The sequence below is a fragment of the Arthrobacter sp. 9V genome (assembly GCF_902506065.1).
Lineage (GTDB): Bacteria > Actinomycetota > Actinomycetes > Actinomycetales > Micrococcaceae > Arthrobacter.
This window is the reverse complement of the sequence record NZ_LR732912.1, coordinates 1281393-1304065: the sequence shown is the minus strand read 5'-3', so window position 1 is coordinate 1304065 and position 22673 is coordinate 1281393. Positions and strand designations below refer to the sequence as shown.

Annotated in this window: 21 protein-coding genes and 1 tRNA gene; 6 read left to right on the top strand and 16 right to left on the bottom strand. The window is 61.8% G+C overall.

What is annotated here, in order from left to right; translation table 11 throughout:
- Positions 1-74: 74 nt before the first annotated feature.
- The 3 genes from BACI9J_RS06130 to BACI9J_RS06120 all read left to right on the top strand — a co-directional run bounded on the left by BACI9J_RS06130 (position 75) and on the right by BACI9J_RS06120 (position 1777).
- Complete coding sequence (locus BACI9J_RS06130; RefSeq protein ID WP_159733610.1) at positions 75-824, top strand: signal peptidase I; 750 nt, start codon at positions 75-77, stop codon at positions 822-824.
- Complete coding sequence (locus tag BACI9J_RS06125) at positions 808-1218, top strand: Hpt domain-containing protein (protein WP_159733609.1); 411 nt, start codon at positions 808-810, stop codon at positions 1216-1218. Before BACI9J_RS06130 ends, BACI9J_RS06125 begins: the two co-directional genes overlap by 17 nt.
- A 91-nt stretch (positions 1219-1309) precedes the next feature.
- On the top strand, positions 1310-1777 hold the full coding sequence (locus tag BACI9J_RS06120) for a hypothetical protein (protein WP_159733608.1): 468 nt from the start codon (positions 1310-1312) through the stop codon (positions 1775-1777).
- 43 nt (positions 1778-1820) lie between these two features.
- Here BACI9J_RS06120 and BACI9J_RS06115 read toward each other — a convergent pair.
- The 5 genes from BACI9J_RS06115 to galU form a co-directional block, all read right to left on the bottom strand.
- Positions 1821-1893: transfer RNA gene (locus tag BACI9J_RS06115), tRNA-Ala, on the bottom strand.
- A 46-nt stretch (positions 1894-1939) separates the two neighbouring features.
- Positions 1940-2731 carry an SDR family oxidoreductase gene (locus BACI9J_RS06110; RefSeq protein ID WP_159733607.1) on the bottom strand — a complete coding sequence of 264 codons (792 nt, stop codon included), beginning with the start codon at positions 2729-2731 and terminating at the stop codon, positions 1940-1942.
- A 6-nt stretch (positions 2732-2737) separates the two neighbouring features.
- Positions 2738-3628: a hypothetical protein gene (locus tag BACI9J_RS06105; RefSeq protein ID WP_159736371.1), complete on the bottom strand. Its 891-nt coding sequence runs from the start codon at positions 3626-3628 to the stop codon at positions 2738-2740.
- Between the two features lie 145 nt (positions 3629-3773).
- Positions 3774-4385 carry a GNAT family N-acetyltransferase gene (locus BACI9J_RS06100; RefSeq protein ID WP_159733606.1) on the bottom strand — a complete coding sequence of 204 codons (612 nt, stop codon included), beginning with the start codon at positions 4383-4385 and terminating at the stop codon, positions 3774-3776.
- A gap of 6 nt (positions 4386-4391) precedes the next feature.
- Complete coding sequence (gene galU / locus BACI9J_RS06095; RefSeq protein WP_201296519.1) at positions 4392-5327, bottom strand: UTP--glucose-1-phosphate uridylyltransferase GalU; 936 nt, start codon at positions 5325-5327, stop codon at positions 4392-4394.
- Between the two features lie 98 nt (positions 5328-5425).
- On the opposite strand from galU, the gene BACI9J_RS06090 reads away from it, so the two are divergent.
- The 3 genes from BACI9J_RS06090 to cpaB all read left to right on the top strand — a co-directional run bounded on the left by BACI9J_RS06090 (position 5426) and on the right by cpaB (position 7334).
- Positions 5426-6061: a 5-formyltetrahydrofolate cyclo-ligase gene (locus tag BACI9J_RS06090; protein WP_236558504.1), complete on the top strand. Its 636-nt coding sequence runs from the start codon at positions 5426-5428 to the stop codon at positions 6059-6061.
- A 133-nt stretch (positions 6062-6194) separates the two neighbouring features.
- Entirely contained in the window at positions 6195-6461 is a 267-nt protein-coding gene (locus tag BACI9J_RS06085; RefSeq protein WP_159733604.1) for an FmdB family zinc ribbon protein, read from the top strand.
- A 63-nt stretch (positions 6462-6524) separates the two neighbouring features.
- Positions 6525-7334, top strand: coding sequence for a Flp pilus assembly protein CpaB (gene cpaB / locus BACI9J_RS06080; protein WP_159733603.1), 810 nt, complete (start codon positions 6525-6527; stop codon positions 7332-7334).
- A gap of 26 nt (positions 7335-7360) precedes the next feature.
- Here the strand turns inward: cpaB and BACI9J_RS06075 are convergent, their stop codons facing one another.
- The 11 genes from BACI9J_RS06075 to BACI9J_RS06025 form a co-directional block, all read right to left on the bottom strand.
- Complete coding sequence (locus tag BACI9J_RS06075) at positions 7361-11518, bottom strand: DUF4011 domain-containing protein (RefSeq protein ID WP_159733602.1); 4158 nt, start codon at positions 11516-11518, stop codon at positions 7361-7363.
- Between the two features lie 160 nt (positions 11519-11678).
- Positions 11679-13268 (bottom strand): glutamine-hydrolyzing GMP synthase, encoded by a 1590-nt coding sequence (gene guaA, locus BACI9J_RS06070; RefSeq protein ID WP_159733601.1) that lies wholly within the window; start codon positions 13266-13268, stop codon positions 11679-11681.
- Positions 13269-13373: 105 nt separating this feature from the next.
- Complete coding sequence (locus BACI9J_RS06065) at positions 13374-13874, bottom strand: DUF3817 domain-containing protein (protein ID WP_159733600.1); 501 nt, start codon at positions 13872-13874, stop codon at positions 13374-13376.
- Positions 13871-14743 carry an SURF1 family protein gene (locus tag BACI9J_RS06060; protein ID WP_159733599.1) on the bottom strand — a complete coding sequence of 291 codons (873 nt, stop codon included), beginning with the start codon at positions 14741-14743 and terminating at the stop codon, positions 13871-13873. Before BACI9J_RS06060 ends, BACI9J_RS06065 begins: the two co-directional genes overlap by 4 nt.
- 70 nt (positions 14744-14813) lie before the next feature.
- Positions 14814-15302 carry a PTS sugar transporter subunit IIA gene (locus tag BACI9J_RS06055; protein WP_159733598.1) on the bottom strand — a complete coding sequence of 163 codons (489 nt, stop codon included), beginning with the start codon at positions 15300-15302 and terminating at the stop codon, positions 14814-14816.
- A 47-nt stretch (positions 15303-15349) separates the two neighbouring features.
- Positions 15350-17104, bottom strand: coding sequence for a glycerol-3-phosphate dehydrogenase/oxidase (locus BACI9J_RS06050; protein ID WP_159733597.1), 1755 nt, complete (start codon positions 17102-17104; stop codon positions 15350-15352).
- A gap of 101 nt (positions 17105-17205) precedes the next feature.
- Positions 17206-17853: a hypothetical protein gene (locus tag BACI9J_RS06045; RefSeq protein ID WP_159733596.1), complete on the bottom strand. Its 648-nt coding sequence runs from the start codon at positions 17851-17853 to the stop codon at positions 17206-17208.
- Positions 17850-18482, bottom strand: a complete 633-nt coding sequence (locus tag BACI9J_RS06040) for a hypothetical protein (protein ID WP_159733595.1) — start codon at positions 18480-18482, stop codon at positions 17850-17852. The genes BACI9J_RS06045 and BACI9J_RS06040 overlap by 4 nt, the downstream gene beginning before the upstream one ends.
- Positions 18483-18531: 49 nt before the next feature.
- Entirely contained in the window at positions 18532-19404 is an 873-nt protein-coding gene (locus BACI9J_RS06035) for a hypothetical protein (RefSeq protein WP_159733594.1), read from the bottom strand.
- A gap of 155 nt (positions 19405-19559) precedes the next feature.
- Complete coding sequence (locus tag BACI9J_RS06030; protein WP_159733593.1) at positions 19560-20696, bottom strand: GuaB3 family IMP dehydrogenase-related protein; 1137 nt, start codon at positions 20694-20696, stop codon at positions 19560-19562.
- Positions 20697-20744: 48 nt separating this feature from the next.
- Complete coding sequence (locus BACI9J_RS06025; protein ID WP_159733592.1) at positions 20745-22637, bottom strand: ABC transporter ATP-binding protein; 1893 nt, start codon at positions 22635-22637, stop codon at positions 20745-20747.
- Between the last annotated feature and the right edge of the window lie 36 nt (positions 22638-22673).

Here is a 22673-nt window from a genome sequence, read left to right as displayed (position 1 = left end):
TCCGCCGGTATTGACCCACCAGCAAGCTCGATTCCCACTACGAGCTCCACTCCCCACGGAAGGAACGCCAGGCAATGAGCACTCTCACCAGCATCACCGCACCCGCAGTCCATGGCCGACGTTCCGCCGAGGAGGCTAGCGCCGCCGTCGGGATCTCAGCGGCTCAGGCCGCCGAAGCTGCCGCGAAGGCCACCACCGAGACCGCCGCTGTGAAGCAGCCCGCAGCGGCCACCACCGTAGCCACCGCTCAACCGGGCACATTCCGCCGGGCCGCCGGCAAAGCAGCCAAGGGCATCGGCGTGGGAATGCTGGTCCTGGGCGCATTGGTGTTCCTGCTCCTGGCCATCGGCCCCCGGATCCTGGGCTACCAGACCTCCACCATGCTCACCGGATCCATGGCCCCGCTGATCAACCCGGGCGACGTCGTCGTCACCATCCCCACCCCCGTCACGGACATCAAAGTAGGCGACATCATCACCTACCACATCCCCGTCGAAGACCAACGCGTGGAAACCCACCGCATCACCGAGATCACCACCACCGCAGACGGCGGCACCGCAGTCCAAACCAAAGGCGACGCCAACAACGGCATCGACCCCTGGATCGCCACCCTTCAAGGCAAAACCGTGGACAAGCAGATCGCCACCATCCCTTACGTCGGCAACGCCATCCGCACCCTCCGCGAACCCATGGTCATGAACACCCTCATGTACGGCGCACCCGCCATCCTGGTGATCGGAATGCTCGCCTCCATCTGGACCAAAGACCCGGGCAAGACAACCCCGGAAGACGTCGCAGGAGCCGGGGATGAAACCGCCGCGTAGCGCCGCCGCCGGGGACTGGGACCTGAGTCGAATCCAGTCCTTGGCCGACGAGCTTGGCAACCCGCAGCCGGCATTGCGGTTCCTGGCGCAGTACCTTTCAATGCTCCCGCAGCGGGTGGAAAGGATAGTCCACGCACTGGACGAGGGCGACGCGGCAGAGACCACAACCGCACTCCTCAGCTTGAAGATCAGTTCCGCCATGGTGGGAGCCTTGGAAACCGAGCACCAGTGCCGGGCCATGGAATCGATGATCCGTGAAAATCATTTCGAGGACGCCGCTCAAGCGCTCCCGTCACTGCGGCACACAACAGACCGCTGCCTCGCGTCGCGGTCCAACCTCATCCGCGCAGCACACGCATCTCTGAACAGGCACGGCGGATTATTCCGTTCTTGAGCGGACCTTGAGTGTTCACCGAGGCGTTTCCTGAGGCCGGTTGGGCACACTGGACAGTGGAACATCCACTCGACAGGAACGGTAACGAGCAATGCAGGGCAAGGGCATCAGCTGGCAAGTACCGGCGATTATTCTGGCCGCTGTGCTGCTGTTGATGGGTGTCCAGATCTCACCAGCCCACGCGCAGTTCAACGACACAGAGACGGGCGCCATGCCCGTCGCCGCTGCCAAGCTCACCGCGCCGGCAGCCAACACGGTCGCCGTGACGAAGTCGTGCGATTCGTTTTTGTGGTTCGGCCAGGCAAAGATCAGCGTTGGAGCCTTCACCGCCGTCCCGTACGCCAATTATCACGAGTTGAAGATCATTGACCCTGACGGCGTCGTGCAGTTCACCGGTGACATGAGCAAAACAGCCGGTAAGTCTTACAGTTCAGGAGTCCAGAACGCGAGCAACCTGTCCGGGACGTGGACGTACCAGATCCGCGGCTTCTACAAAATACCCAACTCAACGAACGCGTGGGCAAGCCAACCCCTCACCGGTACGTTGAACTGCCCATAAGCACGCGGCGGTTTGGCTTCCGGAAACCGGCTCTTGAAAAGAGTGGAGCTAAGGAGATTCGAACTCCTGACCTCTTCGATGCGAACGAAGCGCTCTACCAACTGAGCTATAGCCCCTGAACCGAGCCTCAACTCTCCGGCCGGTGTCCTCAGGCTACAAACTTTACCGGCGCTTTTCCAACCACGACACGAACGACTCCTTGCCGTACGGCTGCTCGGGAGACAGATTGTGTCCGGCGCGAAGAAAGTCACCCATCGGTCCTGGTAAAGGCAGCTGGATAATTCTTCCCCGCGCACCTGTTGTTGACTTCCAGGATTCCGCCATCTCCCGCATGGTCAGGGCTTGCGGCCCCGCTATGGTCACCATGCTGTGATTCTCCGGCTGCGAATCATCCACAGCCGCAGCAAGCAATGCTGCTGCAACGTCTACGGGCGAAATCGACTGAAGGCTTACATCTTTGAATGTCGGAATCAGCCGGACCTTGGCACCAGCAGCGAAAATCATTGCTACCAAACCGTGAAACTGGGTTGCCCGGACCACTGCAGTCTGCAACGCAGACTCGGCGTACCTCCGTTCCTTGGCAGCCTTGGAGGCGTAGTAGGCGGACGAGCTCAGGTCGCAGTTGATGATGGAGAGCGCCACCGCCTTGCCAACACCGGCCAGCTGCGCGGCGCCAAGAAGCCTGCCACCGCCGTCGGCGAACTGCTTTTGCGCTTTGCCAAATTGCCCCTCAAGGCAATCAATAACGACGTCGGCGCCCGCCAAAGCGGCCGACAAACCGTCTCCGGAGGTGACATCGCCCGCAAAGTACGTGGCGCCGTCGACGTGCTTTTTAGAGCCGACTGGAGGCACGTGCCGGCTTAGGACCGAAACCTTGTGACCGGAAGCCACTGCCAGCCGGACGACTTCACGGCCAACCTGGCCCGTCCCACCGGCAACGCAAATGGTTGTCATGGGCTCTTAGGCGCGGCGACGCTGCAGGACATCATCCAAATTGCTCAGGGCACTGTGGCTCTTGGCAGTTGCCACAACAGAGCCTGCTGCCTCGGCCTGCTCAACGTTTTGTTTCAGCACAGGCTTGCCAACGGGCTTTGGTGCCTCGGGCAGATCCAATGGCTCAGGAGCCGGACGGGGCGCTTTGGCAGCATCAACGTAGGTGGGCTTCGGGACCTCCACCGGCTGCCAACTGGCACCCTTGGAGTCACTGGCTAACTCAGCGGACTTGTCTCCCGCGGCCACAGCAACAGCAAGCGCTGCCTCCCGCAGTTCCACGGCGGACAACCGCGCAGCTTCACGAGTGGTGGCTTCGGCGTCGAAAACCGTGGTTATCTTCGTTTCGGCCGCCGGTTCCTTCGGCAGGTAACGCGCAGGCGTCGGAATGGGCGAGGCTTGAGCTGCACGGCGCGCCCGCCGTTCGCGAAGGTCACGCAGGGCGAGCTTCCGCAAGGTCACGACGGCGAGGACTGCGCCAATGAGCGACACCAGCGGCAACCACACTGAGCCGATGCCGAGAATCCGTAGAACTCCGGAAACCGCGGCCGTTACCAACAGGGCAAGGCCCGCCAAGGCCAACGTGAGCCGGGCGTAACGGATAGTGAACGGCGTGGTGGGCGCCTTCCGGAGCGACGGCTCCGCCGCTGGGGATTCCTGGGGCGACGCCGGTGCTTTGCTGTGCATGGTCTCCATTGGTTTCTCCTGCTGAGGTGCCAAAGTCAGTACCACCCCTGCCTGCGTTTCGTCTGGTTCGTCGTCAAAAGCCTCTGCTGGAACAGCGGCCGTTTGGACTTGTTGCCGCCTGTTCCGGAGAACATAGGGCGCCACCCAGACCATCCACAGCGCGACAGTGACCACGAGTATCACTGAGCTGCTGAGAGGGAAGTCCACATTCAAAACCGTAGAAGCAAATCACCGGGTGCGGCGGCATTGCGGCCGGTGTGTCGTGGCCGAGTCCGCAAATGACTGGAGATAAGAGCAAAAAGGCCGATGACCTGCCCGTTTATCCTCTAAGCCACCGGCGCAGGAGTCCCTCCGGCACTTCCTCGGCAGTTAAGGCAAAGGATCGGTGATCGGCCCATTCGCCGTTTATGTGCAGGTACCTTTCCCGGTAACCCTCATCGCGGAATCCGAGCTTTTCCACAACCCGCAGACTCGGAGAGTTCTCCGGTCGGATGTTGATTTCCATGCGGTGCAAACCCAGCACCCGGAAGCAGTGGTCGGTTGCCATTGCAACCGCCGTTGGAGCAATCCCACGCCCTGCACGGTCCCTATCAACCCAATAGCCGAGGGTGGCCATCATGGCCGACCCCCACACGATGGACGAGACCGTCAGTTGTCCGACGATTTGCGGCTCGCGAAAGCCGGCGGTTCGCTCCACAATAAGAAACGGCAAAGCGGTTGACTGGCGCGCCTGCTCATTCAAGGAAGCCACCATCTGGCGGTAGCTGGGCAGGCGCCCACCCGGAGCCGGGTTGGACGCCTCCCACGGCGCTAGCCACTCGCTGTTCCGCGAACGGACTTCGGACCATTCCCGCTTGTCACGGTATCGGATGGGCCGAAGCAGCAGGTCTCCGCTTTCCAGCGTTACCGGCCAGATCGCAGAGCCGTACATTCTGGACTATTTGGGAAGCGCGGCTGTGAAGTTGGGCAGCCACTCACGAAGCTCAGGACCGAGGTCCTCGCGTTCGCAAGCAAGTTCGATGCACGCCTTGAGGTAGCTGAGCTTGTCACCGGTATCATAACGGCGGCCGCGGAAGACAACGCCGTAGACGCCGTAGCCTTCACCTTCGCCGGCAGCGAGCACCTCAAGGGCGTCCGTCAGCTGGATTTCTCCACCACGACCGGGAGCCGTCTTTTCCAGGACTTCGAACACGGCCGGGTGCAGCACGTAACGCCCGATCACAGCGAGGTTGGACGGCGCCTCTTCCGGAGAAGGCTTTTCAACGAGCTGCTTGATGCGCACATAGCCGTCCTCACCGTTGTCCTCAACATCTGCGCAACCGTAAGCGCTGATCTTGGAAGGCTCCACCTCGATGAGGGCAACCACCGAGCCGCCGGTCTTCTGCTGAACAGCAATCATTTCGCTCAGCAGGTCCTCGCGGGCATCGATCAGGTCATCGCCAAGCAGCACGGCGAAGGGCTCGTACCCGACGTGCTGCTTTGCACGAAGGACAGCGTGGCCGAGGCCGTTCGGGTCACCTTGACGGACATAGTGAATGTCACCGAGGTTGGTGGCGGACTGAATGGCTTCAAGCTTGGCGGTGTCGCCCTTTTCAGCCAAGGTGGCTTCAAGAGCCGGCACACGGTCAAAATGGTCCTCCAGTGCCCGCTTGCTGCGCCCTGTAATCATCAGGACGTCATGCAGGCCCACCTTGACTGCTTCTTCGACTACATACTGGATGGCAGGCTTGTCCACCACGGGCAGCATTTCCTTCGGCATCGCCTTAGTGGCGGGAAGGAACCGGGTGCCAAGGCCTGCTGCGGGAATGACAGCCTTACGGACAGCGTTGTTTTCTAGAGTCACCGGACTAATGTAACGGACGGAACACATCATCGGCTAAACCCCTCGCCGCGTGGATAGCACATTTGGTTTCCTGCGTGGACAACCCCTGCTGCCCAACGCGCATGCTTCAACCACAGGATCGGACACAGATGGCATCGAAGGAAGACATTCGCAGCAGCCGACGACTTCACAGGCGGACCCTCAGTCCGGAGCACTTGGCCCGCGCCGGAAGGTCGCTTGCGGAGCACGGCACAGCTTGGGCGGCAACGGTGTCCCCCGCTGCGTCCGGTACCTTCGCCGTGTACCTCGGCGTGGCCTTCGAGCCGCCCACCATCCCGCTGATTAATTCGCTGCACCAGGCCGGCCACCGGGTCCTCTTGCCCGTCTGCGAGCCGGGGCGGCTCCTGAGCTGGGTGCATTGGACACCTGAAACAGTGTTTGTCCGGTCTTCCTATGCGCCCATAGACGAGCCGGAGGGTGAACGCCTTGAAAGCTCAGTGGTAGCCGGTACCGCGGGAATCTTCATGCCCGCCACGGCGGTAGACCTCGATGGCAACCGCATCGGCCAAGGCGGCGGCTACTATGACAGGCTCCTTCAGGGCCTCGACGCTTCCGGTGGCCGTCCGCCCACCATCGCAGTGGTGTTTGACGACGATTTGTTACCTTCAGGTTCCATACCCGCCGAGGCGTTTGATCAACCCGTGCATCAGGTTCTGACGCCTTCCGGAGTCATCCAGCTCCATCCCGGCGTCGAGCAGGCTGACCGAGGACGGGTGGGGAAGTGAGGTCCCGCACAACCACTGGTACACCCGCTGGCTACCGATGATAGAATTGGCACTCAGGCCCTGCGACTGCTAAGGCGGAATTTCTCCGTCAACGCTGCACAGGACCTGAACTTTGTCCTAAAGGAGGAACTCAGTGCCCACATACGCATACGCCTGCAAAGACTGTGACCATGCCTTTGACATCGTCCAGTCCTTCTCTGACAGCTCTTTGACGGAGTGCCCCGAATGCAAAGGTGCGTTGAGGAAGAAGTTCAACAGCGTGGGCGTCGTTTTCAAGGGCTCGGGGTTCTACCGGACTGATTCCCGTGATGCCAAGGGCAGCACCGTTTCGGCGTCACCCGCGGCTCCCTCGGCCGCGGCACCTGCTGCAGCACCGGCAACCGCAGCGGCAACCAGCTAAGCGTTTTCCACATACGTCAACCTGGCGCTATTTGCGGCCCGGCAAGCTGGCTAACGTGGCGTCATGCCACATATGTCACGCAGCGCCCTCCTCGCCCGCGCCGAACGCTCGACGAACGGCCCCGGTGATGGGCCAACGCTGAGCCGTACGCCTTCCCTGCCTCCGCCTTCCCCCGCCCGGACCAACACACGGTTCGGCCGCAATGGACCACGAGTTCAGGCTGGTCAGCGGGGCTACCGGCCGGGTTTCGGCTCCTGGCTTGCCCGCAACCGCCGGTTGGCAGTGGCGCTCCTGTTATGTGTGGCTGCCGGTATTGCAGTCCAGCAACTCACCCCTGCGTCGGAGCAGCGAGTAAGCATTCTTGTGGCAGCCCGGGACCTGCCAACGGGGACCAGCCTTACCGCCACTGATTTCAGCAGTGTTGAGGTGCCCCCCGATCTTGCTATCGGCGGAGCTTCGGACACCGTGGACGCCTTTGTGGGCCGCCAACTCGCATCCCCCCTCGGCAGGGGCCAGATACCCTCGGAATCAAGCCTCCTGGGCCCTGGCCTCCTGACGGGAGCGCCCGTGGGCTCGGCTGCCGTCCCACTCCGGATGGCCGATCCATCATCTATCCAGCTTCTCTCCCCCGGGCAACTCGTCACAGTGGTCCTCACCGCATCCGGGTCCTACGACGAAACAAGGCAAAGCCAGATTCTTGCAGGCCCAGTACCCGTGCTCTGGACATCGGCCCAAAGCGGCAAGCCAGGTGAATGGCTGGGGACAGGCGACACTGATGGACTGGTGGTGGTGGCCGCCGATCCTCAACAAGCAGAAAAGCTTGCCGGCGCATCAACGCAAGGCAAGCTTTTCTTTGTTTTGGTCAACCCGTAACCGGCCGCTGAATGCGCCGCCGCTGCTTAGCCCCAGTGCGGGGGCTTCTGTTCCTTCAGCCACTGCTCATGGTCGTAACCCGAGTCATCGCCCCACCGCCGCGGATCATCCTCCGCGGCTTTGGTAGGAAGAATGCCGGTGGAACCCGTCTTGCCAGCAGTGGACTTCTGGTCCGCAGCTTCGTTCCCGGAACCGCTGACGATCTTATCCCCGGATTCCTCAGCAGCGCGGTCCTCGGCGTCTGTTTCCTGATCCATCAGTGGTGCTTCTTTCGGGTTCTCTGTCTCATGAACGTCGCTTTGGAGTACTTCATTTTCAGTATGGTCAAGGGAATCTCCAGGCAACAAAGGCTGCTCGTTTCCCGTATTCAATTCTTCCCCATCTGCGTGAAGGAAACCACTGTGGGCCGACGCCGATTGGGCGAGGTGATTCTCAAGACCCAAGTAGGAACCGATGCGGTCCGCGCAAGAGGAAGGATCGGTGAAGACCTCGATCGTCCAAAGCGACATGTAGCGCCACCCCATGCGCTCCAACAGTTGCGGCCGCAACCGGCTCCGCTCCCGGACGCTCATCCGCCTGTAACGTTCAGTACCGTCGGACTCGATGGCGACGGGGGTGGGAATTTCAGCGCCCTCCCGGCCAATGGTGTGTACCGGGTCAGCCGCCGCCGCGATGTCCAGCACGCCGTCGTAAAGGTGCCACACCCGCGCTCCACGGGCGCGCAAGCGTTCGCCAAGATCAGCCACCAGGGGATCTTCGCCCAAAGCCTGCTCGCTGGCTACAGCACGGGAGGCAGGAGTTCCCAGGTTGCTGTTTCCGGAGAGCTCACGGTCCAACAGTTCGTAGAAGTCCACCGCGCCATGAGCCAGGCGATCGAGGTCAAGGTCCTCGGGCCGGAAGCACGTGAGCACATGCATGGAGCGTCGGGCACGTGTCATCGCAAGGGCGAAACGGTTACGCCCGCCCTCGGTGGACAGGGGACCAAACGAATGGAGCGCGCGGCCATGCGGCGTGCGGCCATAGCCCAAGGAGAAGATCACGTGGTCACGCACCAGACCTTGGGCACGCTCGAGGTCCACCACACGGAAGGACTCAGGCCCCGCTCCGAAGAAGCTGGACAGCAGAGGGTGGTTAGGCAGTTGAAGCCTGATGGCCTCGCCAATCCTGGCAGCATGGCGCAAGCTCGCCGTCACTACGGCCAAGGATGTGCGGGGCCGGAGCCTGGCATGTTCAAAGACAAGATCCACCACGCGGTTTACCTCCGCGGTGACGGACTCGACGCCCTCGTGATCAGCCCCGGGCAAGCCGGTACCGTCCGGAATGTACTCCACGTGGATCGAACGGTCCAGGCCCGTGACCGAGTTGCCGTCGGGCAAACGGCGCAGTCCGCCGTCGTAATAGTTCTTGCTCAACTGGAGGATCAGGTCCTCGTCCACCGCACGGTAGACCCAGTTCAGTTGCCATGTGGGAAGGACCCTGGACAATGCCTTGAAGGCGCTGTCCACGTTCTCATGGCTGGCTACACCGGCAACGGGGGGCTCCACGGCAACGCTGAACGTGCGCGCGTGGGCAATCTTGGCATCACCGAAGGCAACCACTTGGCGCGCTCTCGCGATTGCCGGGAGAACGGCCTGCAACGAAGTGGATTCGGCGTCGATGATCACCACGGCGTCGAATTTCTGCTCTGCGGGGAGAACCCCGGTGAGCAAGTAAGGGCTGACGGACCAAACCGGGACAAGCAGCGGTACCAGATCCGGCGCCTGGGCGCTCAGCGCGGGCAATGTCACCCGGCCATCCTTCAACAGCGCACGGAGCAGTTCCGCCTGCCGTGGGTGCTCAAGAAGACCCTGACGCCATTTCTGTGCCAGCTGCCAACGGAGGCGAGCGGCGCCACTGGCAATATGCGCTTGGTCGGCAAGGCGGTACTCCGCTTCGAGCCGGCGCAAGGAATCACCGTCAGACATGGCGAGGTAATCATCACCGCTGATCATGGCTTCCAAGGCGGACTGCCACCAGGCCAGATCCAATTCGGCGGCTACGGACGACGCCTGGACTTCCCGGGCAGCAAGGTCAGCCAGCAGCTCCCCGAGTCCGTGCTCGCGCATTTCCTCGATGAGGAGCGTCCGCTCCGGAAGTGTCTCCAACGTGGCCGTGTCAGCAACAAGCCGCTCCAGCCGTTCCATGAGTTGCAGGTATGGTGTCCCGTGGAGGGAGCCGCCATCCGAGGTGTGCTTGAGCGCATCACCAAGTCGGCGCAGCTCGCCATCGAGTTCCCGGTAGAGCGCGCCGAGGTCGGCGAGGCCCGAGGGAACTGCCGGGTGTCGCTGGGTGGTGGCGTAGCCTGCCCACAGAGCCCGCTGCTCCTGGACCAGGACCAGGGAGCTGTGGAGGTCCGCAATGTGAACACCGGGCCGAACATATTCCTTAGCCACCCTGCGCAGACGGGAGCGCTGCATCGAGGGCATCTCAAGATTACGTTCACGGCGCCAGGCAGAGCTGGCAGTGGCGGAAATGAGATCGTGCACCGGACGGTCGAAGATGTCCGGTGTGAACTTATCCAGGCTCTCCCGGACGGCGATCAGCAGTTCCAGCTGGGCGCCCCACTCAGTGAAAGTCTCACCCAGGCGAATCTCGGCGTGATCGGAGACCTGCTTCATTCGGTCCCGCAGGACCGGCAACTTCTCCTCTGCCAGGCGCGCAAGCTGCTGTGCTTCCTCGGTCTCCTTACGGGTCACCAAACGGGCGCCGTACCACGGGCTGGAAGTGGAGGCACTGCTAAAGCTGCCAAGCTCTGCAGCCCGACGCAGGCGGCCCGCGAGTTCTTCACGATCCTTGATGTTGTCCAGGACGCTTCGCTTCAGGCGCACCGTTGTGGAGGGTGCCGGGTGTATCGATGTCAGTTCAGCAAGCGACTGCATTGCCTGATAGGGCGAGCAACCCCAGCGTTCCCGAACGTTATGCAGGGACGCTACGTGGTCCATCAGGGCATGGCGGTGGCCGGTCAGTGTTTGATGGAGGTTGCCAAGCTGTGGTTCAAGCGCTTTCTCATTGCGCATGATGGCCCTGACCAGCTGGCCTTTGAGCTGCTGCGGCGTGGTGCCGTTGCCGGGCCTGAAGAGGATGGATTCGAGGCCCAACGATTCAAGGTGGCCCGAAAGTCCCGCCAGGCTTGCTTGCCTGTCTCCCACCACCAGGACGGACTTGCCTTCGCTGACCAACGCACCGATCGCATTGATAGCGGTTTGCGTCTGGCCGCTGCCCGGTGGGGTGCTGACAACCAGGGAGTCGCCGGCCCGAACGGCATCCACCACATACTGCTGATCAGTGTCGGCATCGAGCAAAAGAAGTTCATCAGCCGGATCCCGAAGGTCCAGGCTGGGGAACCGGCCCGCTTTGATCGGCTCGGGCTCAATATCTCCACCGTTGGCGGCAGTTGAGAGCGCCGCCACTGTGGGGTTGTTCATGTTGATCCAAGGATCATCGAGGTTGCCCGACAAGTCAGCCAGCGTAGTGACCAGCAGGTTGAACTCCACCTCGGCACCGTGGATCGGCTGAATCAGCGTTGACAAACGGTCCAGGACAGGCTGGGGATCAAGCCGGGCAGTGTTGTAAGCCATGCGCGCCACGGCGTTGACGTCGAAAACGATGCCGTGAACTGTCTTCAGATGACGCACCAGTGCCGGGTTCATTCGCGCTTGCTCGGTGAGCTGGAGCTCAAAGTCGTCCTCGCCCGGCCTGACAGTCAGCACGATGGACGTGAGCATCACGGGTGCCGAAACGCGCTGGGGCTTGCCTCCTACGGCGGAAGTCCACACCACGGTCCCGGCGGACAAGTACCCGGCCTCTATGCCGCGGTCGTTGCTGAGCTCGAAGATCTTGGACCGGATGTTGCGGGCCGCCCTGGCCGCCACCAAGTACTGTTGACGATCCCTGATGAGGGTGGACAGACGTGTTCGTCTGCCTGCGAGCAACTGCGCCAGCCCTGACGGGTGGGCATTGCTGAGATCGATAGCGCCTTCAGGCGTCTTGACGAAGCGCAGCATTGTGTCCGCCCCGGTGACGGGTTTGAGACCAGACAGCCATTTACGGAGCTCTTCGGAGCCCTCTTCCTGGCCTTGACCTACTGACACGACTTCTGCCTTCTTTTCTGTACTAGCTTTAGACGCCTTGGACCATACCGGCATACTTTCGAGGGTAGCGGGAATCCTCGGACACCTCGCTCCGCAACGCTGTTCCACGCGAAATTCGCCGTCATTTCACAGCTGCCGGTGGTTGGCAGGACGGAAGCACCCCGGATTCAAGCAAAATGGCCGGCCTCCCAAAGGAAGCCGGCCACTCAAAGTGCTATTCCCACTCGATGGTTCCCGGTGGCTTGCTGGTGACGTCCAGTACCACGCGGTTAACTCCATCCACCTCGTTGGTGATCCTGTTGGAGATCCGGGCAAGAAGGTCATACGGCAAGCGCGACCAGTCCGCCGTCATGGCGTCTTCCGAAGACACCGGACGAAGCACGATCGGGTGGCCGTAGGTGCGGCCGTCGCCCTGGACTCCCACACTGCGCACGTCGGCCAAGAGGACCACGGGCATCTGCCAGACGTCGTTATCCAAACCTGCGGCGGTGAGCTCCGCGCGAGCGATGGCATCAGCCTTACGCAGCAGGTCCAGGCGTTCCTTGGTCACTTCGCCCACAATGCGGATTCCCAGGCCCGGACCCGGGAACGGCTGGCGGCCGACGATTTCCTGCGGCAAGCCAAGCTGCGCACCCACGGCGCGGACTTCATCCTTGAACAAGGCCCGCAGCGGCTCAACGAGCTCGAACTGCAGATCCTCCGGGAGCCCACCCACGTTGTGGTGGCTCTTGATGTTTGCCGCACCTTCACCGCCGCCTGATTCGACGACGTCCGGGTACAGGGTGCCCTGGACAAGGAACTTGATCTTTTCACCCTCGGCAGCGGCCTGGGCGATGATGGCCCGCTCCGCTTCCTCGAAGGCGCGGATGAATTCGCGGCCAATGATCTTGCGCTTGGTCTCAGGATCGCTGACGCCGGCCAATGCCGACTGGAAACGTTCTTGCTCGTTGGCAACGTACAGCTTGACGCCGGTGGCTGCCACGAAGTCGCGTTCCACCTGCTCGGCTTCGCCTTCACGCAGGAGTCCGTGATCAACAAACACACACGTCAGCTGGTCACCGACAGCGCGCTGAACCAAAGCGGCAGCTACGGCTGAGTCCACTCCACCGGAGAGGCCACAGATGACCTTGGAGTCGCCGATCTGCTGGCGGATCCGGTCCACCTGCTCTTCGAGGATGTTGCCTGTGGTCCAGTTGGGGCTCAAGCCCGCACCCTTGAACAGGAAGTTCTCCAGGACGTGCTGTCCAAGGACGGAGTGCTTAACTTCGGGGTGCCACTGCACACCGTAGAGGCGCTTCTCATCATTGGCGAAGGCAGCCACAGGGGCACCGGCCGTCGTGGCCAGAACTTCGAAGCCCTCCGGGGCTTCGTGAACCGAGTCTCCGTGGCTCATCCACGTGTTCTGGGACGACGGGACACCGTCCAGGATGGAGCGTGCATCACCCACGAGAAGTGCTTCGGTGGCACCGTACTCCCGCAAACCGGTCTGGGCCACCTTGCCGCCCAGGGCGTTCGCCATGGCCTGGAATCCGTAGCAGATGCCGAAAACGGGAACGCCGGCCTCGAAGAGGTCAGCACCCACGAACGGCGCGCCCTCCGCATAAACGCTGGAGGGCCCTCCGGAGAGAATGATGGCTGCCGGGTCTTTGGCCAGAAGCTGCTCGGTGGTGAAGGTATGCGGAACAATTTCCGAATACACATTCGCTTCGCGGACGCGGCGGGCAATCAGCTGCGCGTACTGGGCACCGTAGTCAACAACCAGCACCGGCTTCTGGGAAGTTTGGGGTGCGGTGGGAGTAGTCACCAGACAAGACTACTTTGCCGGGCCGCCCCGGTGCACGTCGGCAAAGGCGCTTGAGGCCCAAAACGGCCCCGCCGTTAGGGATCTCACATTTGGATCCCTTACGTCCTAGTAGCGCTTGGACGCCTGCGGATTGGCTGCGAGTTCCGCTTCCACCTGTGCGTGGAACTTCTTCTCCACAATGAAGGAGAGCAGCGGAACGACGCCACCAAGCGCCAAGAGGACCATTTTGGAGAACGGCCACCGCATCAGAGACCAGAGACGGAAGTTCGAAATCAGGTAGACCACGTACATCCAGCCGTGAACAATGAGCACCGAGGTGGAGATGTTGAAGCCGCCAATGACGCCCTTGGGTTCTGACTCTGCAAAACCGAAACCAAACGGCTGGCCCGTCACTGCGTCGGTACCGCCGGCAAAAAGTGAGACACCGAAGCCGTAGCGGGCGATCAGCTCGGCGCACAGCAGGAGAAGCATGGCGCCGGTGAGGTACGCCATGACTTTATAGAACTTCAACGCCGAACGGATTTGTGCTTCTGTCCCGCCGAATCGCCGCTTCTTGGGCTTGGGTCCGGACTGTTCGGGCTGGATGGCCGGTTTTGGCTCAATCATTGCTGCACCTTTTGTTCTGGCTCTGGGCTTGTAGGTTCTGTGGTTGTCTCGGGTTGGCCGGCTGCTGTGGCCTCGTCGTCGTCGAACTCGTCGTCCTCGTCCTCATCTTCTTCGAGGTCGCGCCGGTAGTCGTCCTTCACCAGCCGCCACCAAATGAAAATCGAGAACCCGGCGAACACAACCCATTCCACTGCATAGAAGAGGTTCAACCAGTTGACCTGCTCTGCAGGAGGCTGCGGCGGGATGTTGAGCGCCTTGACGTCGTCTCCAAGGGGAATCGCGGCACCGCCCGAAACTTCGGAGGTGGCGGCGATGAAGCCTTGGTAACTGGACACTTCCCACTTGTTGATGAGCTCCGCTGAGGAAACTGCCGACGCGCGGTCCGGACCGGCGTCGACGTTTGGAACGGGCGCTTCAGAGGGGATCAGGCGACCGGTGACAGTGATGGTTCCCGACGGCGGCGGGCCGGCTTGGGCGGCATCAGCCACCCAGCCGCGGGCCACCGGAATCCACGTCCGGGAAGAGGCACCGGCGCCCTTAAGCGTGGGGGCGTCGTCGACGGCAAAGGCGGAGACAATCCAGAAACCTTTTTGGTTGTTGTAAAGGCGGCCCTCTACGAGGACCTGCTTCCCGGGATCATACGTACCAGTGGCGGAGACCATCTGGTCCGAGACGGAACCGGGAAAGAACCCGCCCGGCTGGAGGACGTCCACCAGGGGTTTTACTTCCTCGATGCTGGACGGCGCCGGGGGCTCGTGTTGGGCGGACCGGCTGAGCTGCCATTGGCTGAGCAGCACAAACACCCCGGACAGCAGAAGTGCAAAGATCAGTCCTGCGATCCAGCGGGGTTTCAACGCGGTTTTCAACACCCCTTAACCGTACTTCGTCCGGCTGTAGAACAACGAAACGGCCTGGAATGGGTCAGCAGGGCCCCAATCTCTAGTGGTCGAAAAACACCAGGCTGGAGTTGATGAGTTCGGAAATGACCTCGGTGTCGTGCGCCCGGCGAAGGGACTCCCGGAAGGACTCCTTCGAAAGGGACCGGGCCAAGGTGGCAAGAACCTCGAGGTGATCCGAGAAGGAACTGGCGGGCGTGGCGATGAGGAGGATCAGGGTTGCCGGACCGTCAGTGGCGCCGAAGTCCAAGGCATGCCCGAATTTGGTCACACCAACGGCTATTGAGATCCTGTCCACGAACTCACTGCGGGCATGCGGTAGGCCGATTCCGCCGGGAAGACCGGTGGCAAGCTGGTGCTCCCGTGAGTGCACCTGCTCCAGAAAGCCCTCGAGATTGGTAATCCTGCCAGCTGCGTGGAGCCTGTGAGCGAGTTGCGCTGCGGCGTCGATTTTGTCCTGGGCAACAAGTTCGAGGATGACCGTATCCGGGGTTGTCAGTTCCGCGTCGTACCGGTCAAGTGGTTCAGCCAAGTTGTGTTCCCTCCGTGTGGCCTGCCGGCCTCAATTCCTTGAGCTGGTCAGCGAAGGGGGACGATGTCATCCACTCCCATGCGCGCAGCATCGGCCGATTCGTCATCGGGTTGCTGCTGGCTGAGCCTTTCGGCTTCCACGCGCGCCAGGTAGTGCCTGATTTCGCTTTCCCGCTGGGTTTCGCTCCAGTCCAGGATTTCTCCCATCAGCTTAGCTACTACAGGCGCAGCAGACACACCCCGGTCCCATGCTTCGATGGAGATACGGGTGCGGCGGGTCAGGACGTCGTCAACGTGGCGTGCGCCCTCGTGGGTAGTTGCATAAACAACTTCCGCGGCCAAGTAGTCGTCCGCTCCGGGGAGGGGCTCCCCCAGTTCCGGCCGGGCGGCGATGATCTCAAGGACCTCGGGGGTCATGGATCCGAAGCGGTTGAGCAGGTGCTCCACCCTTGCTACGTGCACTCCAGCCTGTTCTGCCAGCCTGCTGCGCCGGTTCCAAGCAGCCTTGAATCCCTCTGCCCCAAGGAGCGGAATGGTCTCTGTGCAGCTGGATGGAACGCGTTCGTCCATGGCCCTGGTTGCCTCGTCCACGGCATCCTTGGCCATGACCCGGTACGTTGTGTACTTTCCGCCGGCCACCACCACGAGTCCGGGCACCGGATGCGCCACCACATGCTCCCGGGACAGCTTGGCGGTGGAGTCATTGTCCCCGGCCAGCAGCGGGCGGAGGCCTGCGTACACTCCTTCCACATCTTCACGGGTCAGGGGGCGTTTGAGAACTTTATTGACATGCTCCAGGACATAATCGATGTCCTTGCTGGAAGCTGCCGGATGGGCTTTGTCCAGCGTCCAATCAGTATCAGTAGTGCCGATGATCCAGTGGCGACCCCAGGGGATCACAAAGAGCACGGATTTTTCGGTGCGAAGAATCAGCCCCACGGTGGACTGGAACCGGTCCCGCGGAACCACAAGGTGGATTCCTTTGGATGCGCGGACCTTGAGCTGGCCACGGTCCGTCACCATTGCCTGCGTTTCATCGGTCCAAACGCCGGTGGCGTTGACCACTTGTTTGGCCCTTATCTCAAAGACGCTGCCGTCCTCTTGGTTTTCCACTTTGGCGCCAACAACGCGTTCCCCTTCACGGAGGAAGTCCACCACCCGGACCCGATTCGCGGCGTGGGCGCCATAGTGCGCCGCGGTCCTCACGAGGTTAACTACCAAGCGGGCATCGTCTACCTGGGCATCGTAGTAGCGGATGGAGCCTACGAAGGCATCTTCCTTGAGGCTCGGAGCTGCGCGGAGTGTTCCGCGACGGAACAGGTGCTTATGCATGGGGACGCCCCGGCTGTTGCCGGAGGTCAGACCCAAAGTGTCATAGAGCATAATTCCCGCACCCACATAGGGGCGCTCCCAGATACGGCGCGTCAGAGGGTAAAGGAAAGGGACTGGGCGCACCAGGTGCGGAGCAATGCGCTGGATCAGCAGCCCCCGTTCCTGGAGGGCTTCCTGCACCAAGCCGAAATCGAGCATCTCCAGGTATCGCAGTCCACCGTGGATGAGCTTCGAGGATCGGGACGACGTGCCGGAGGACCAGTCCCGGGCCTCGACGATGCCTACCGTGAGCCCACGGGTAACGGCATCCAAGGCTGCGCCGGCACCCACCACGCCGCCTCCAACAATCAGGATGTCCAGCTCTTTGCCCGCTTGAGCAGTGGCTTTCAAGACTTCGATTGATGCGGCGCGGGATTCCGGGCTCAGTGCTCCCGGTGAATGTACCTGCGGACCGCCTGCAACATTGCTCATCGGACCCCTCCTCAAACGCAACAGCTTGGTAGTCCCCTACCCTACTTGTTGCTTGCCGGCTTGGGCAGGGCGCTCAGGGACGGTCTTCGGCAATGCGCCTGTCAGAGTGGGCCGAACGGCCGGTTCCCCGCGGGGTCGTGCCATGTCACGGACATCTCTTCAAGCGCTCGGCGAAGCTGCGGGTCGGCAGCAATCCTCCTGCGAAAATGCTCCCGGGCATGTTGGGCGAAATACGCCGGGGCAGCAAACAGGCTCCCTGTGGCCAGGAGCAACAAGAGGAATGCCGCGAAAAAACCGATGATGTGGGCGGGCCCTTCATCAAGCAACGGACTTACGACGGGGAAAAGCCCAACTCCAAAGATCACCGAGAAGAAGGCCGCAAGCCCAAGGCCGGAGGAGAACTTACCCGGAGCCCGTGAGCCCATGACCGGCCGGATGCGGGGCACTTGGTTCAGCTTGCTCCGAAGCAAGGCCGCGATGAGCAACAACACAAGGCCCATGCCGGCAAAGGAAACAACAACCCCGATGCTCCCTGCGAGCATCAGAACCAGGAGTGCGGTCCCAAACATGCTGACCGCTGCACCGAGGCATGCAACGGCAAGCCCCAGGTACTGCCCCCTGTTCCAGGCCATGTCGCGCAGGACCGAGGGAGCAGAGACCGGTGCCATGGCGGCAGGACCGGAGGCGATCCAATAGTCCAAGGAAGCCTGGCGGTTTGGCTGTTCCGGGTACTGGAATTGCTGGCTCATGCGAAGGTCAGTGCCGCCGCGAATTCGTCGAAGGCCTGATCTGCCGGAACAGGACGGTGCGGAGGGTTTTCCTCATCGCCTGTGGCCAGGGTCCAGCTTCCGTCCGCACCTGCTTTCAGGTGGGCCGTCAGGGGTGTGCCCTCGGCCCGGTGGTGCTTGATCATGGCTGCAGCCGGCAAACCATCCGGACCGTCTACGAGGTAGCTTCGGGCGATCTCGATCCCGAGCGGGAGCATACCGGACCGCGATTCGATCGGTTGGACCTCGTGGACGCCGTAGCGGCTGAGATTCACCAGGACGGCCCCTTGCTCTGAGCCCGCCGTGAAAAGCACATGGTCAGTATTGGGTGTCACCAATGCCATTTCCAGCCATTCATCAGCGCTGGAAACTACAGCCGCCACAATGGCACCCCGGTCTACGGGAACGATGTCCTCGCCGTCGACTTCGGCCAAACCGCGCACCAGCAGCGTGGTGATTCCGGCTTGTTCGAGGATTGCCTTGTCCTCCACGCCCGAAAGCCGGAACAACTCACTGGTCTTCTTCGCACCGGCGCTTGGGCGCATGGCCAACAAGGCCAAAAGCTCGTGGTCCGTCAGTCGCAGGGTCTCAAGGTTTGCCGTCTCAGTCATGCCGTCCTCACGTTGGTTGTCTGGTTCCACGCTATCTCAGGAAGCCAGGTCAACCGCCGAGCCAACCCCAGACCTTCTTTGCACCGTCCGCCACCGCTTTGGCTCCATCCTCCACGGCGCCGGCAACAGCCTTGGCACCGTCAACCACCATTTCCGACGTGGAATCGTAGCCCAGCCCTTTTGCCAGGAAGCCCATGCCGGCCCAGGCAAGGCTGGCCCCGGCGAAGAAGGGGCCAACTACCGGTATGAAGCTTCCGGCAGCCAGAACGGTAGTAATGCCGCCATCGGCCATCGCGTAGCCGTCGCCGCGAATATAGCCGTCAGCGAATTGGGCCACGCCCCCGATGACGCTCAAGACGCCGGCTGCCCGTCCCACCATCGACAGGCCGTTGAGCAACTGGGTGCCCTTCAGGTAACCCACACCAGGCATCTGCGTGAACTGAGTACCCAACAGGCTCCACGGCTGACGGAGCAGGAGGTTCGCCTTGCTCATCTTGTTCAGCAGGATGTCACTGATGAAACCGGCGCCGGAGGCCGTAAAGTTCAGCGCTTGGTAAACGGTATTGCCGTTGGCATCCACCACGGGCGAAAACGGCGTGGTCCCCTGGCTTGCCCCTCCTGAGGTGGATCCCGAGGATGATGAGCCGGAGGATCCCTGGCTTGCCTGTTCCTGTTCATCGGCCTGGGCAAGAAGCGCCTTGGCCTGCGTGCGCAAGGATTCGCTGGCCTTATGGAGCATTGGGCGCATCTTCCCGGACCATTCGGAACGAAAGCGCTCACCGTCCGCGCCGCGCCATGCAGTGGACGAAACAACGCCGTTGATATTCAGCTCGAGGTTGGACAAGGTGTTACCCGATGTGCCCATCACTTTGGACAGTGACCTCAACTGAGCAATATCTGCCCCATAAATGCCCGGCGCCATTCTCTACCCCACTTCTTGCCAGCAATGTATCTTCTCCGCGTCAGACTACGGGGGAATGCCGGGAGCTGCGATGGGGAGAACTTCCCGGTCAGCAAAAAGCCCCTGTTGACGCCGTAGTAGGTCGACGGCCAACAGGGGCCTTCAGGGAGTAGTTGTCAGTTGCCTGCGTACGGCGAAACGACGACGTCCACCCGCTGGAACTCCTTGAGATCCGAGTACCCGGTGGTCGCCATGGAGCGGCGCAGAGCACCTATGAGGTTGGATGTTCCGTCAGTGTGGTGGCCTGGTCCGAAGAGGACCTCTTCCAACGGACCGACTGTACCGACGTTGACCCGATCGCCACGGGGAGACTCAAGGTGGTGTGCTTCAGGGCCCCAATGCCAGCCTCGACCCGGTGCTTCCTCGGCACGCGCAAGGGCACTGCCCAGCATGACGGCGTCGGCGCCCATGGCAATCGCCTTGACGATGTCGCCGGAGCTGCCCATCCCGCCGTCGGCAATGACATGGACATAACGTCCGCCGGACTCATCCATGTAATCACGGCGCGCGGCCGCGACGTCCGAAATGGCCGAAGCCATGGGCGAGTGGATGCCGAGGGCGCGGCGGGTGGTGGTGGTTGCTCCGCCGCCGAAGCCCACCAGGACGCCGGCAGCGCCGGTGCGCATGAGGTGCAGGGCAGGCGTGTAGCCGGCCGCACCGCCAACGATCACCGGAACATCGAGTTCATAAATGAACTGCTTGAGGTTCAGGGGCTCGTGGTTCTTGGAGACATGCTCAGCGGAAACTGTGGTTCCGCGGATGACGAAGATGTCGACGCCGGCAGCCACCACGGTCTTGTAATGCTCCTGGGTGCGTTGCGGGGTCAGGGACCCGGCAACAGTCACGCCGGCGGCGCGGATCTCGGCCAGGCGCGAGCTGATGAGTTCAGGCTGGATAGGCGCTTGGTAAAGGTCCTGCATGCGCCGCGTCACGGCGGTGCTGCTGGTCTCATTGCCGAGGTGGGCGATCTCGTCCAGTACCTTCTGCGGATCCTCGTAGCGCGTCCAGAGGCCTTCGAGGTCCAGGACACCCAAGCCGCCCAGGCGCCCAAAGGCGATGGCGGTGTCCGGGGACATCACTGAGTCCATGGGAGCAGCAATCACGGGGGTGTCGAACTTGTAGGCGTCGATCTGCCAGGAGACAGAGACGTCCTTCGGGTCGCGCGTCCGGCGGTTCGGAACGATCGCAATGTCATCCAGGGAGTAGGCACGACGCCCACGCTTGCCACGGCCAATCTCAATCTCATAAGTCACTGCTCGAGTTTATCCCACCAAATCCAAGGGCCCGGTTCCTGTCCGCGGTCAGGGAATGTTCCGGCTGGTCTCGTCCGCCGAAAGCTGGGATTCGAACATCCGGAAGTATCTTCCCCTCAAGGCCACTAGTTCCTTGTGTGTTCCTTGCTCCGCAATGCGGCCGTCTTCGAGCATGTACACGATGTCCGCTTTCTCGATGGTGGCCAAGCGGTGGCTGATGGCAATGATGGTGCTGCTCCGGTCCGCGAAAAGCCGGGTGAAAATGCGGTGCTCTGCCAGTGCGTCAATGGCGGATGTGGGCTCGTCCATGACCATGAACGAGGCGTCCCGGTAGAAGTTCCGCGCCATGGCCAGCCTCTGCCATTGGCCACCTGAGAGCCCGCTTCCCTTGCGTCCCCGTGGGTCCTCCATCCAGTTGCTGACGTGGTTCTCCAGGCCGTTGGGCAACTTGTTGATGAACTCCATGGCTTCCGCGTCAGAGGCCGCCCGCCGAATGCGGGCATCGTCCCGGGGCTGGTCCACATCTCCCAGGTAGATGTTCTCTGCCGCAGTGGCGAACTCATACTTCAGGAACTCCTGGCTCAGAACTGCCAGATGCCGGTGCCAGCTGGTGACGTCAATCCCGGCAAGGTCCACGCCGTCCAGCAGGACCTGGCCGGAGTCAGGCCGGTATAGTCCGGCCAGGATACGGATCAACGTGGACTTCCCGGCACCGTTCTCCCCCACAATCGCGATGTGCTGACCAGCCTTGATGGTCATGGAAATGCCCTTGATGACCTCGATGTCGCTCCCCGTGTAGCTGAATCGGATGTTCCGCAGCTCCACGGTGGTTGGCGAGTTCGGGAGCGGTTTCTCTTTCCCGCCGGGGACCGGCAGGGCCATGAAAAGCTCGTAGTCCTTGAGGTTTGCAAGGTCCTCGTCAATGGAACTCAGAGAGGAGACGAGGCTGTTTGCGGTGGACAGTGCACGGCTGACGATCTGCTGCACATACAGGAACTGCCCCACCGGCTGAGCCCTTGCGATGATTTGTCCAACAACCCAGATCAAGGACACAACCTCGGCTCCGTATTGGAGGGCATCTGCGGCCAACTGTTTGGGAATGTAGCGTTTCTGGAAGTCCAGGCGCCTGCGCTCATCAGCATCGCGCAGCCTGGACCTCAGGTCCATGAGGTAAGCAACGATTCCGTAAAGACGCATCTCGGCAATGTGCTGGGGACGGAGCAGATTCTGTTCGATCATCCGGCGTTGCCGACGCGAATCCACCTGCGTATTCCAGTGGGCGATCTGCTCGCGGGACAGTTTGAACTGCAGGTACACGCTGGGCACGATCGCTACTAACACAATGACAGCGATCCACCAACTGACCAGCAACAAAGCACCGATTGCCAGGACCACTGAAACGAACTGCGTGAAAATGGCTGCTATCCGGTCCAGCACCCGGGCATACGAATCGGAGAACCGCTTGGCGCGATCATAAAGATCCACGGTTTCTTTGTCGTCATAACGCCAGAACTCAAGCGCCAGGAACCGCTGGTACATCATGTCCCCCACGATTGCGCCTACTTTGAAGCTCATCAGCTGTTGGATGTAACGGTCAACGCTGTTGAAGGCGCCCCAGAACAACCCGAGCGCCGCAGTGATGATGACGTACAGAACGGCCCGCGGACCGGCGTCGGGGTCGCCCGCATAACCGGCCGCCAACGCGGTGGTGGTCAGCGCGGCGAAGTAAGTGGTCACCAGCGGTAGGGTGGCAGAGATCAAAGACCCCGCCACCTTCATGATGACTGCACCGGGCGAGGCTTTGAAGCTCACCTTAAGGACCTGGCCGACGGCGCGTGCGTACGGCCGCAGGGCCAGCTTGCGGGGCGGAGCCTTGCCCGGTGGGACTGAATTCAGCCGGACCGACTCCGGGTGCCGCGGTTGCGCGGGCTTTTCTGACATGTGCCCAGCCTATTCTTCGGGACCGACAATTCTGCC